The sequence below is a fragment of the Caldimonas tepidiphila genome (assembly GCF_003569765.1).
Lineage (GTDB): Bacteria > Pseudomonadota > Gammaproteobacteria > Burkholderiales > Burkholderiaceae_C > Caldimonas > Caldimonas tepidiphila.
Genome location: NZ_QXMG01000015.1, coordinates 60,056 through 72,359, shown reverse-complemented (window position 1 = coordinate 72,359; position 12,304 = coordinate 60,056). Strand labels below are relative to the sequence as shown.

8 protein-coding genes are annotated in these 12,304 nt (G+C 69.1%); 7 read left to right on the top strand and 1 reads right to left on the bottom strand.

Features of this window, described 5'->3' with window-relative positions:
- Positions 1-227 precede the first annotated feature (227 nt).
- Positions 228-1,190: a magnesium/cobalt transporter CorA gene (gene corA, locus D3A59_RS12185; RefSeq protein ID WP_119155206.1), complete on the bottom strand. Its 963-nt coding sequence runs from the start codon at positions 1,188-1,190 to the stop codon at positions 228-230.
- A 319-nt stretch (positions 1,191-1,509) separates the two neighbouring features.
- Between corA and D3A59_RS12180 the strand changes: the two genes are divergently transcribed.
- The 7 genes from D3A59_RS12180 to D3A59_RS12150 all read left to right on the top strand — a co-directional run bounded on the left by D3A59_RS12180 (position 1,510) and on the right by D3A59_RS12150 (position 12,303).
- Positions 1,510-3,435, top strand: a complete 1,926-nt coding sequence (locus D3A59_RS12180; RefSeq protein WP_119155205.1) for a type IV pili methyl-accepting chemotaxis transducer N-terminal domain-containing protein — start codon at positions 1,510-1,512, stop codon at positions 3,433-3,435.
- Between the two features lie 41 nt (positions 3,436-3,476).
- On the top strand, positions 3,477-4,157 hold the full coding sequence (locus D3A59_RS12175) for a response regulator (RefSeq protein WP_119155204.1): 681 nt from the start codon (positions 3,477-3,479) through the stop codon (positions 4,155-4,157).
- A 174-nt stretch (positions 4,158-4,331) separates the two neighbouring features.
- Complete coding sequence (locus tag D3A59_RS12170) at positions 4,332-5,621, top strand: MFS transporter (RefSeq protein ID WP_119155203.1); 1,290 nt, start codon at positions 4,332-4,334, stop codon at positions 5,619-5,621.
- 39 nt (positions 5,622-5,660) lie between these two features.
- A complete protein-coding gene (locus D3A59_RS12165; RefSeq protein WP_119155202.1) occupies positions 5,661-7,043 on the top strand; it encodes a NarK family nitrate/nitrite MFS transporter in 1,383 nt (460 codons plus the stop codon).
- 98 nt (positions 7,044-7,141) lie between these two features.
- On the top strand, positions 7,142-9,295 hold the full coding sequence (locus D3A59_RS12160; RefSeq protein WP_205665177.1) for a molybdopterin oxidoreductase family protein: 2,154 nt from the start codon (positions 7,142-7,144) through the stop codon (positions 9,293-9,295).
- 30 nt (positions 9,296-9,325) lie between these two features.
- Entirely contained in the window at positions 9,326-11,239 is a 1,914-nt protein-coding gene (locus D3A59_RS12155; protein ID WP_119155200.1) for a DmsC/YnfH family molybdoenzyme membrane anchor subunit, read from the top strand.
- Between the two features lie 128 nt (positions 11,240-11,367).
- Positions 11,368-12,303 carry a sodium-dependent bicarbonate transport family permease gene (locus D3A59_RS12150; RefSeq protein ID WP_119155199.1) on the top strand — a complete coding sequence of 312 codons (936 nt, stop codon included), beginning with the start codon at positions 11,368-11,370 and terminating at the stop codon, positions 12,301-12,303.
- The last annotated feature ends 1 nt before the right edge of the window (position 12,304 follow it).

The window sequence follows — 12,304 nt, the reverse complement described above, 5'->3', positions numbered from 1 at the left end:
TCCCAGGACGTTTCTCCTCCTCCTCCCTCCCTCCCTCCTTCGTCCTGGGGCGCTCCGCAACAACTTTCTTCCCGCCCCGGCCGCATGCAGCGGCCAGGGCTTTCGTCGTCGTGCAAGCGCGCAAGCCGGACTCGAAGGCCGCGTGCCGAGGCTGGAAGAAGCTGCCGCACCGGCGGCCGCGCGGATGGTAGCGCTTACCTACCCGGGAGGACAGGCGCGGCGGCGCCTCACTTCAGCCAGCCCTTGCGCCGGAAGTACCAGAACGGCGCGATCACGGTGGCGAGCATCAGCGCGATCGAGAACGGGTAGCCGTACTGCCACCTCAGCTCCGGCATGTGCTCGAAGTTCATGCCGTAGATGCTGGCGATCAGCGTCGGCGGCAGCAGCGCGACGCTGGCCACCGAGAAGATGCGGATGATCTTGTTCTGGTTGATGTTGATGAAGCCGACGGTGGCGTCCATCAGGAAGTTGATCTTGTCGAAGAGAAACGCCGTGTGCGAATCGAGCGAGTCGAGGTCGCGCATGATCTGGCGCGCGTCCTCGAACTGCTCGGCGTTGAGCATGCGGGTGCGCATCAGGAAGCTCACCGCGCGGCGCGTGTCCATCACGTTGCGGCGGATGCGCCCGTTCAGGTCCTCCGAGCGCGCGATCGCGGCCAGCGCCTCGCCGGCGTCGGTGTCGCTCACATCGGCCTTCAGCACCGAGGCGCTGACCTGCTCGAGCGCGTCGTAGATGCCCTCGAGCGAGTCGGCCGAGTACTCGGCGTCCATGTCGTAGAGCTTGAGCAGCACGTCCTTGGCCCCCTCGATCAGCCCCGGCATGCGCCGCCCGCGCAGGCGCAGCAGCCGGAACACCGGCAGGTCCTCGTCGTGCACCGAGAACAGCACGTTGTCGTGCAGGATGAAGGCCACGCGCACGTTGCGCGAGGTGTCGCCGTCCTCGATCAGGAAGTCCGAGCGGATGTGCAGCTCGCCGTTGTCGCCCTCGTAGAAGCGCGCCGATTCCTCGAGGTCCTCGTCGACCGCGTTCTGCGGGATGCTCACACCGAAGCGCCCGATCAGCCAGCTCTTCTCCTCGGGCGTCGGCTCCTCGAGGTCCACCCACACCGGCTGCACGCCGGCGAGCTCCTCGAAGTTCTCGATCTCTTCCTGAAACAGCCGGCCGTTGGCCAGCGTGAACACATTGAGCATGGAATCTCCAGCCGAAGCGGCAGCGGCGGCCGATTCGCCTGCTGCGCGGGTAGGTCGGGGGGAACGGGGAGGGGGAAACCGTCTCGCCCCGGAGCGGCTGCATCGCCACGTACGCTGGAGCGGACGGTCACCGAGGGTGACAGCTGTCCAAGATGACCTCGATCGGAATGAGGGCGCGATTATCGCATCGCGTCCCGGGGGGCATGGCCCGTACGGGAAAACACGCGTGGCATTGTTCGCGCCGCGCGCCCATGCGGCAAGGGCGGCCGGGAAGCCCGCAGCGGGGCGGGCGAGGACGGGCCTGGAGTAGAGTGCGGCCATGTTCTCCACCTCCCTGCGGCGTCCCTGGAGCCTCGCCGCCAAGCTCGCCGTCGTCGGCGCGGCGTTCCTGGTGCTGGCGCTGCTGTCGATCGGCCTGACGCTGCGCATCAGCTGGCACCTGGAGGGTGGCGCGGCCGCCGTCAACGAGGCGGGCCGCCTGCGCATGCAGAGCTACCGGCTCGCGCTGACGCTGCCGCAGGCGACGCGCGCGCAGCTCGAGCAGCAGGTGCAGGCCTTCGAGGCCGGACTGGCGCTGCTCGAGAGCGGCGACCCCTCGCGCCCGCTGTTCGTGCCCTGGGACCGGGAGGTGCGGGCGCAGTTCGACGCGATCGAGCAGCGCTGGCGCGAGCTGAGCGCCGGCTGGCTCGGCCCGGAGCCGCCCGAGGGCGCGGCTGCTGCGCAGCAGGCCGACGCCCTGGTGCGACTGGTGGACACCTTCGTCGGCTCGATCGAGGCGCGCCTGTCGGACTGGACCACCGTGCTGCACACGGTGCAGCTCGCGATGATGGCGATGGCGCTGGCGAGCGCCATCGCGCTGCTGTACGCCAGCCACCTGTTCGTGCTGGACCCGGTGCGGCGCCTGCACCGGGGGCTGCAGCGCATCGCGCAGAACGACTTCGGCGCGCGCGTCGAGATCGCGACGCGCGACGAGTTCGGCGAGCTCGCGCAGGGCTTCAACCGCATGGCCGAGCATCTGGGACGCGCCTACGAGAAGCTCGAGGACAAGGTGCGCGAGAAGACGCAGCGCCTGGAGACCAAGCGCGAGCGCCTCGCCGCGCTCTACGAGATCAGCAGCTTCGTGTCCGAGGCCACCGGCGTCGAGCCGCTGACGCAGGGCTTCGCCGCGCGCATGCGCCGCATCGCGCAGGCCGACGCCCTGGCGCTGCGCTGGTCCGACGCCGGGCAGGAACGCTACCTGATGCTCGCCAGCGACGGGCTGCCGGCCTCGATGGTCGAGGCCGAGCACTGCCTGCACGCCGCGCGCTGCCACTGCGGCGCGCCCGAGCCCGACGCGCCGGTGCGCGTGATCCCGATCCGCAGCGCGAGCGCGCCGCCGGCGCTGCCGCACTGCGAGCAGGCCGGCTACGCGACGCTCGTGACGGTGCCGCTGCGCTCGCAGCTGCGCACCGTCGGCGAGATCGACCTGTTCTACCGGACCGATATCCGGCCCGACGAGGACCTGCGCTCCTTCTACGAGACGCTGGGCCAGCACCTGGCCGCCGCGATGGAGGGCCTGCGCGGCGCGGCGATGGCGCGCGAGGCCGCGGTGGCGGAGGAGCGCGCCTTCATCGCGCGCGAGCTGCACGACTCGATCGCGCAGTCGCTCGCCTTCCTGAAGATGCAGGTGCCGCTGCTGCGCGGCGCGGTCGCCCGCGCCGACGCGCCCGCCATCGAACGCGTCACCGCCGAGATCGAGGAGGGCGTGCGCGAGAGCTACGGCGACGTGCGCGCGCTGCTGCTGCACTTCCGCACCCGCGCCAACGCCGACGACATCAGCGTCGCGCTGCGCACGACGCTGCAGAAGTTCGAGCACCAGGCGGGCATCAAGGCCGCCCTCTCGATGCAGGAGGGCATGGGCATGCCGCTCGATGCGGACGTGCAGATCCAGGTGCTGCACATGATCCAGGAGGCGCTGTCGAACGTGCGCAAGCACGCGCGGGCCTCGCAGGTCTGGCTCGACGTGCAGCAGTCGCCGCAATGGCGCTTCACGGTGCGCGACGACGGCCGCGGCTTCGATGCCGCCGGCGATGCGCCGGACAGCACGCACGTGGGCCAGTCGATCATGCGCGAGCGCGCCAGCCGCATCGGCGCGCAGGTGCAGATCCGCTCGCAGCCGGGCGAGGGCACCGAGGTCGTGCTGACGCTGCCGGCGGTGGCGCCGGGCCTGCCGCAAGCCCGGGAGACACTGACGCCCGCCTCGTGAAAGAATGCACGCGCCCCCGACCTTCCACGGACACGCACGCGATGAGCACTGCCACTTCGACGATCCGCCTGCTGCTGGTGGATGACCACAGCCTGTTCCGCCGCGGCCTGGCCGCACTGCTGGCCGACGAACCGGGGCTCGAGGTGGTGGCGCAGGCCGGCGACGCCGGCGAGGCGCAGCGCTGCGCGCAGCAGCTGCAGCCCGACCTGATCCTGCTCGACAACCACCTGCCCGGCGTGCGCGGCGTCGACGCGATCCCCGGCCTGCGCGAGGTGGCGCCCAAGGTGCGCATCATCGTGCTGACCGTCAGCGAGGACGGCGACGACCTCGCCGCGGCGCTGCGCGCCGGCGCCTCGGGCTACCTGCTCAAGACGGTCGAGCGCGAGGATCTCGTCTCGAGCCTGCGGCGCGCGATGCGCGGCGAGTCGGTAGTCAGTCCCGAGATGACCGAGAAGCTGATCGCCGCCTTCCGCTCCGCGGCCGCGCAGCCGGCCGCCGCCCCCGAGGCCGAGGAGGCGGCGCCCGACGACGAGCCGCTCACGCCGCGCGAGCTCGACACGCTGCGCGAGATCGCGCACGGCGCGAGCAACAAGGAGATCGCGCGCAAGCTCGGCATCGCCGAAACCACGGTCAAGATCCACGTGCAGCGCATCCTGCGCAAGCTCAACCTCAGCTCGCGCGTGCAGGCGGCGGTCTACGCCTCCGAGCGCGGTATCGGCTGACCCCTTCGCCGCGCCGCGCGCCGAGGCGCGGAACTACTCCCGCATAGTTCTTTCGGAGGATGGGGCCGCACGGCCCCGTCGTTCTTTCGCCGCGCCGGCATCGTCCGCGCGGCGAATGTTCGCGCGGGGCTCGAATTCCTACAGTGAGGGCATTCCCACTGGAAGGAAAAGAGCATGTCCTCCATCCCCGCCTCACCTGCCGCGCTCGCGGGTGCCGGCGCCTCCTCGCAACGGCAGGCGCTCTCGGTACTGATCGTCAGTACGCTCGCCTTCACCGTGTGCTTCATGGTGTGGATGATGTTCGGCGTCATCGGCATCCCGATCAAGAAGGCGCTCGATCTCAACGCGACGCAGTTCGGCCTGCTGATGGCCACCCCCGTGCTGACCGGCTCGCTGGTGCGGGTGCCGCTCGGCATCTGGACCGATCGCTTCGGCGGGCGCATCGTCTTCACGATCCTGATGGCGCTCACGGTGCCCGCGATCTGGATGATGAGCTACGCCACGCAGTTCTGGCACTTCATCGTCATCGGCCTGTTCGTCGGTCTGGCCGGCGGCTCGTTCTCGGTCGGCACGCCCTACGTCGCGCGCTGGTTCCCCAAGCACCGCCAGGGTTTCGCGATGGGCGTCTACGGCGCCGGCAACTCGGGCGCGGCGGTCAACAAGTTCATCGCGCCGCTGATCCTGGTGGCCTTCGGCTGGACCATGGTGCCGCAGGTCTACGCGGCCATCATGCTCGGCACCGTGGTGCTGTTCTGGCTCTTCAGCCACAGCAACCCGGCCCACCTCGCGCCGAGCAACGTCAGCTTCGCCGACCAGCTCAAGGCGCTGAAGGACCCCGCGGTGCTGAAGTACTGCCAGTACTACTCGATCGTCTTCGGCGGCTACGTGGCACTGGCGCTGTGGATGGTGCAGTACTACGTCGGCGAGTACGGCCTCGACATCCGCGTCGCGGCGCTGCTGGCGGCCTGCTTCTCGCTGCCCGGCGGCGTGCTGCGCGCGGTCGGCGGCTGGCTGTCGGACAAGTACGGCGCTCACGCCGTCACCTGGTGGGTGATGTGGGTGAGCTGGATCTGCCTGTTCCTGCTGAGCTACCCGCAGACCGACTTCACGATCACCACCGTCAACGGCCCGCAGACCTTCCACATCGGCCTGAACGTCTACGCCTTCACCGTACTGATGTTCATCCTCGGCATCGCCTGGGCCTTCGGCAAGGCGAGCGTCTTCAAGTACATCAGCGACGACTACCCGAAGAACATCGGTGCGATCAGCGGCATCGTCGGCCTCGCCGGCGGCCTCGGCGGCTTCGTCCTGCCGATCATGTTCGGCGCGCTGCTCGACCTCACCGGCATCCGCTCCAGCGCCTTCATGCTGCTCTACGGCGTCGTGTGGGTCTCGCTGATCTGGATGTACTTCACCGAGGTGCGCCGCACCCGCGTGATGGGCGAGGCCGCCGCCCGCACCTGACCCCCCGACACCCCCTCACATCCCTCAAGGAGCACCTCCATGGCTTCCTCGAACGTCATCACCCGCTGGACACCGGAGGACGCGACCTTCTGGCGTCAGTCCGGCCAGTCGATCGCGACCCGCAACCTCTGGCTGTCGATTCCCGCGCTCACCCTCGCCTTCGCTGTCTGGATGGTCTGGTCGGTGGTGGTCGTGAACCTGCCGTCCGTCGGCTTCAAGTTCTCGACCAACCAGCTCTTCTGGCTCGCCTCGCTGCCGGCGCTGTGCGGCGCGACGCTGCGCATCTTCTACTCCTTCGCGGTGCCGATCTTCGGCGGACGGCGCTGGACGGCGATCTCCACCGCCAGCCTGCTGCTGCCGGCCACCGGCATCGGCTTCGCCGTGCAGAACCCCGACACCTCCTACGAGGTCTTCGTGCTGCTGGCGATCCTGTGCGGCTTCGGCGGCGGCAACTTCGCCTCCTCGATGTCCAACATCAGCTTCTTCTTCCCCAAGGCGAAGAAGGGCACGGCGCTGGGCCTCAACGCGGGCCTGGGCAACCTGGGCGTGTCGCTGGTGCAGTTCGTCGTGCCGATGGTCATCACCGCGGGCGTGTTCGGCGCCCTCGGCGGCGAGCCGCAGATGGTCAGCAAGGGCGGCGCGCAGGTGCCGATGTGGCTGCAGAACGCGGGCTTCATCTGGGTGCCCTTCATCGCGATCAGCGCGCTGGCCGCCTGGTTCGGCATGCACGACCTCAGCGAGGCCAAGGCCTCCTTCGCCGACCAGGCCGTGATCTTCAAGAGAAAGCACAACTGGCTGATGTGCTGGCTCTACATCGGCACCTTCGGCAGCTTCATCGGCTACTCCGCGGGCTTTCCGCTGCTCATCAAGAGCCAGTTCCCCGGCATCAACGCGCTGCAGTACGCCTGGCTCGGCCCGCTGTGCGGCGCGCTCATCCGGCCCCTGGGCGGCTGGCTGTCGGACAAGCTCGGCGGCGCGCGCGTGACCTTCTGGACCTTCATCGTGATGGGCCTGGGCGTGCTGTCGGTGCTGCAGTTCCTGCCCCAGGGCGGCCAGGGCGGCAACTTCACCGGCTTCCTGGTCTCCTTCCTCGTGCTGTTCGCCGCGGCCGGCATCGGCAACGGCTCGACCTTCCGCATGATCCCGATCATCTTCCTGACCGAGCGCCAGCGTGCTGTGAACCGCGCCTACACGCAGGATCAGGCCGTGCGCGACGCCAACAAGGAAGCGGCCGCGGTGCTCGGCTTCTCCTCGGCCATCGGCGCCTACGGCGGCTTCTTCATCCCCAAGAGCTACGGCACCTCCATCTCCATGACCGGCTCGGTGGACGCGGCGCTCTACGCCTTCATCGCCTTCTACGTCACCTGCCTCGCCGTCACCTGGTGGTTCTACAGCCGCAAGAACGCACCCATGCCCTGCTGAACCCCGGCCAGCGCAGCACATACCCTCCGGTTGGCCAAGGAAACCTTATGTTGTTTGGTAGAAATCACAAGAGCCCGATCACCCTCGCAGACAAGGGCGTGGTCGAATGGAAATACGCGACCTGCGGCTACTGCTCGACCGGTTGCTCGATCGAGGTGGGCCTCAACGCCGCGGGCAAAGCCGTCGCCTCGCGAGGCGTCGCCGACGCCGACGTCAACCGCGGCAAGCTCTGCCTCAAGGGCCTGGCCGAGCACCAGATCTTCGCCGCACCCGGCCGCGGCACGCAGCCCCTGATGCGCACGCACTGGCACGACGCCTGGCAGCCCACCGACTGGAACGCCGCCACCGCGAAGCTGCACGACGAGTTCCGCCGCATCCAGGCGAAGTACGGCCGCGACTCGGTGGCGGTCATCTCCACCGGCCAGCTGCTGACCGAGGAGTTCTACACCCTCGGCAAGCTCACCCGCGGCCTGATCGGCACCAACAACTACGACGGCAACACCACGCTGTGCATGGCCTCGGCCGTCTCGGGCTACAAGCGATCCTTCGGCTCCGACGGCCCGCCCGGCAGCTACGAGGACTTCTCGCACACCGACTGCCTGATCGCCTGGGGCTCGAACCTGCCCGAGCAGCATCCGATCATCTACTACCGCCTGAAGGACGCGCAGGAGCAGCGCCGCTTCCCGCTGATCGTGGTGGACCCGCGCGTGACGATGCTCGCGCAGATGGCCGACATCCACCTGCCGCTGACGCCGGGGACGGACGTGGTGCTGCAGAACGCGATGATGCACGTCATCCTCAAGGAGGGCCTGGAGGACAAGCGCTACATCGAGGCCAACTGCAACGGCATCGAGGAGCTGCGCGCCGAGGTCGCCAAATGGGACCCGGCCACCGCCTCAAGGATCTGCGGCATCGACGAGGAGACCATCCGCGTCGTGGCGCGCCTCTTTGCCAAGGCGCCGGCGGCGATGCAGATCTGGACCATGGGCATCAACCAGTCCACCCACGGCTCCGACGGCGTGGTCGGCATCAACAACCTCGCGCTGATCACCGGCAACGTCGGCAAGCCCGGCGGCACGCCGCTCTCCATCACCGGCCAGTGCAACGCGATGGGCACGCGGGAATGGTCCTCGTGCGCGGGCCTGCCCAACCACCGGCTGCTCGAGAACGCCCAGCACCGCCAGGAGATGGGCGAGTTCTGGAACGTGGACCCGGAGTTCTTCCCCAAGCAGCTCGGCCTGAAGCAGACCGACATCTTCAAGGTCATGGAGACCGGGAAGATCAAGGGCCTGTGGATCATCGCGACCAACCCGATGAGCTCGCTGCCCGACACCGCCCGCGTGCGCAAGGCCATGGAGCAGCTCGAGTTCTGCTGCGTCCAGGACTGCTACCAGGACACCGAGTGCAACCAGTACGCGCACCTCTACCTGCCGGCAGGCACCTGGGCCGAGAAGCACGGCGTGATGACCAACACCGAGCGGCGCGTCAACCTCGTGACGCCCGTGGCCACGCCACCGGGCGAGGCCCAGCCCGACCTGTGGATCTTCAACCGCGTGGCCGAGAAGTTCAACGAGGGCGGCCGGGTGAAGTTCCCGGAGAACGCCGCGGACATCTTCCTCGAGATGCGCGAGCTCTCCAAAGGCCGGCTGTGCGACATCACCGGCATGGATCATGATCTGATCCACAAGCACCGTGGCGTGCAGTGGCCCTACACCGCCGAGCAGGCGGCGCGGGGCGAGGCGCCCGCGACCGGCGGCGTGCGGCTCTATACCGAGGACGCGACCTTCCGCTTCCCCGACGGCCGCGCGAAGCTCATCCCGCTGCCCTTCACCGTCAACTACGAGGGGCCCGACGAGCAGTACCCCTTCTGGCTCAACACCGGGCGGCTGGTCGAGCACTGGCACACCCGCACCAAGACCGGCAAGGTTGGCAACAACAACAAGTTCAGCCCCATCCCCTTCGTCGAGATGAATCCCGACACGGCGGCGGAGCTGGGCATCCGGCGCGGCGAGTACATCCGCCTGGTCTCGCGCCGCTCCGACGCGGTGGTGATGGCGCAGCTCACGCAGCGGGTGCGCCGCAACATGGTGTTCCTGCCCTTCCATTTCCACGACTGCGCCAACCGCCTGACCATCGCCCTGCTCGACCCCTATTCCCGGCAGCCCGCCTTCAAGCAGTCCGGGGTTCGAATCGAGAAGATCGCCAACCAGCACGAGGCCGCCATGCTCAGCATGGAAATGCGCCAGTTCTGAGATCCCGAGAACCGACGGGAGCACGACACCATGTACCAACGCAGAGAAAACGAGCCCGACTACGCCTGCCTGCGCGGCGAGCCGGGCAAGAGCCACAACCAGTGGGGCACGAGCATCGAGACCGTCCCCGAGGGCGATCCGCAGCGCGGCCAGAGCCTGCTGATCAACGGCGACGACTTCGTCAGCGACAACCCCAACCGCTACAAGCAGCACGGCTTCTTCTTCAACGCCGACAACTGCATCGCCTGCCACGCCTGCGAGACGGCCTGCTCGGAGAAGAACGACAACCCGGCGCACCAGGCCTTCCGCTCGGTGGGCTTCGTGGAGGGCGGCAGCTTCCCGAACGTGGCGCGGCTGAACATTTCCCTCGCCTGCAACCACTGCGACGACCCGGTCTGCCTCAAGGGCTGCCCGACCCGCGCCTACACCAAGTACGCCGAGTACGGCGCGGTGCTGCAGAACCCGGACATCTGCTTCGGCTGCGGCTACTGCACCTGGGTCTGCCCGTACAACGCGCCGCAGCTCGACCAGGTCAAGGGCGTGGTCAGCAAGTGCAACATGTGCGTGGACCGGCTGGAGGTCGGCCTCAAGCCCGCCTGCGTCTCGGCCTGCGTCGGCAAGGCGCTGGATTTCGGCGTGGTCGAGAGCATCCCGGAGGACCGCGTCCAGGCCAAGCTCGAGATCCCGGGTTTCCCGTCGCCGGAGATCACCCACCCCAACACCCGCTTCCAGCAGACGCGCACGCTGCCGCGCGACATGCACCGCGCCGACAGTGTGCCGATCAAGTTCCATCGCAAGAACGAGGACGGCAGCTACGAGCCGGTGCTCGACCCGAAGCACGGCTTCGAGCGCCAGTGGAACCTTCAAAAATTGCTCGGCTCGCACGAGAACTCGCACATCGCCTTCACGCTCACCGCGCAGCTCGCCGCCGGCGCCTTCGCGGTGCTCACCGCGGGCGCGCTGCTGCTCGAGCCGCTGCAGGTGTTCCAGCGCGGCGCGGCATGGCTGCCGAGCCTCGTGGCGATGATGGCGCTGCTGGTCTTCGGCATGTTCAAGCTCAACATGCACCTGGGCCGGCCGCACCGCTTCTACCGCGGCTACTACAACCTGCAGTACTCGCCCGTCTCCCGTGAGATCGCCGGCGTGACGGTCTTCACCGCGGGACTGGGCGGCTACCTCGCGCTGGAAGCGGCCGAGCGCTTCGTTCCCGGCCTGGGCGGCCCGGCGCTGCTCGGCACGCTGCAGCAGGCGAGCGCGGCCGTCGCCGGGCTCGGCATCGCGGTGGGCGGCTTCTACATGATCAAGCTCTACCGGATCAAGGCGCGCCCGTTCTGGAACCACTGGCACACCGACGCGAGCTTCGTGGCCTCGGCCCTGTCGCTCGGCGCGCTGCTGCCGGCGCTGATCGCGCTGCCCTTCGGTTTGGCCTCGGCGGAGCTGGTGCGCGTCCTCGCCGCCGTGGCCGCGGCCGGCCTGGCGCTCGAAGGTGCCGCCGTGCTGGCCCATGCCCGCGACCTGCGTGACCAGAAGAGCGAAGGTGCGGCCTCGTTCTACATCCAGAGCACCACCTTCGGCCGCTCCTACGGCCTGCGCAACGGGCTGTTGGCCGCGGCGCTGGTGACGGCGCTGGCGCTGGTCGCCGCCCCGGGCGCTGCCCTCGTGCTGCTGCCGCTGCTGGCCGCTCTGGCGGTGAGCCAGTCGGTCCTCGGCCGCGCGCTGTTCTTCGCGGCGGTCGTGCCGACCACGATGCCCGGCGCCTTCTTCTGGCGCAACCCCGGCTTCGTCGAGCATGCCCGCAAGGTGGGCCTGGCCGACATGCCGCAGGTGGGTGTGGTCCACGAAGGGCACCACCCCTTCAAGGTCGGCGAGCTGCTGCAGACGATCGTGAAGACGCCGCTGCGCGAGAAGCTGGCCCAGGCCAAGCGGGTGTTCACCGGCGCCTGAGCGAACGGCCCGTCCCCCGGGCCCCGGGGAGCGGGGCGGCAGCCGGGATCCCGGCCGCCGCCCCGCCCCCGACTTCCTGACCGGCGCCGCGCTCCACCCGCGCGGCGCCTTCCTGCTGGAGAAAGATCGTGAGCCTCGACCCGGTCGTCGGCTTCTTCATCCTCGGCCTTGCGGCCGGCTTCCTGCGTTCCGACCTCAAGCTCTCCGGCGGCCTGTCGGACACGCTGAGCATCTACCTGCTGATCGCCATCGGCCTCAAGGGCGGCATCGAGCTCTCGCATGCCTCGGCCGCCGAGCTCGCGCTGCCGATCCTCGTCGCGGTGCTGATGAGCGCCGGCACCCCGCTCGTCGCCTTCCCCGTGCTGCGCCGCTTCGGCCGGCTCGCGCGGCCCGACGCCGCCTCGATCGCCGCGCACTACGGCTCCGTCTCGGTCGTGACCTTCGCAGTCGGCACCTCCTACCTCGCGCGCGTGGGCGTCGAGTACGAGGGCTACATGTCGGTCTTCCTCGTCTTCCTCGAGTTCCCGGCGCTGATGATCGGCATCCTGCTCGCCAAGGGCCTCGGCGGCGACACGCGCTGGCGCGTGCTCGGCCACGAGGTGCTCGCGGGCAAGGCGATCGTGCTGCTGGTCGGCGCGCTGCTGATCGGCTGGATCTGGGGCGCCGAGGGCGCGAACTCGCTGACCAAGTTCTACGGCGACCTCTTCAAGGGGCTGCTGTCGCTCTTCATGCTCGGCATGGGGCTGCTGACCGCCTCGCGCTTCGAGGACCTGCGTCGCGCCGGCCCCTTCCTCGTGGGCTTCGGCATCGTGCTGCCGGTCGTCTCGGCGGTGGGCGGCGTGCTGATCGGCTCGTGGCTCGGCATGTCGCTCGGCGGCGCGACGCTGCTCGCGGTGCTCTATGCCAGCGCCTCCTACATCGCGGCACCCGCGGCGATGCGCATCGCGGTCCCCGAGGCCAACCCGGCGCTGTCGATCGGCGCCTCGCTCGGCGTGACCTTCCCCTTCAACGTGGTGGTGGGCGTGCCGCTCTACCACCAGATGGCCAAGTTCCTCTATGCCTGAA

Coding starts and splice junctions, on each gene's coding strand:
- corA (WP_119155206.1), bottom strand. CDS start 1,190: ATGCTCAATGTGTTCACGCTGGCCAACGGCCGGCTGTTTCAGGAAGAG.
- D3A59_RS12180 (WP_119155205.1), top strand. CDS start 1,510: ATGTTCTCCACCTCCCTGCGGCGTCCCTGGAGCCTCGCCGCCAAGCTC.
- D3A59_RS12175 (WP_119155204.1), top strand. CDS start 3,477: ATGAGCACTGCCACTTCGACGATCCGCCTGCTGCTGGTGGATGACCAC.
- D3A59_RS12170 (WP_119155203.1), top strand. CDS start 4,332: ATGTCCTCCATCCCCGCCTCACCTGCCGCGCTCGCGGGTGCCGGCGCC.
- D3A59_RS12165 (WP_119155202.1), top strand. CDS start 5,661: ATGGCTTCCTCGAACGTCATCACCCGCTGGACACCGGAGGACGCGACC.
- D3A59_RS12155 (WP_119155200.1), top strand. CDS start 9,326: ATGTACCAACGCAGAGAAAACGAGCCCGACTACGCCTGCCTGCGCGGC.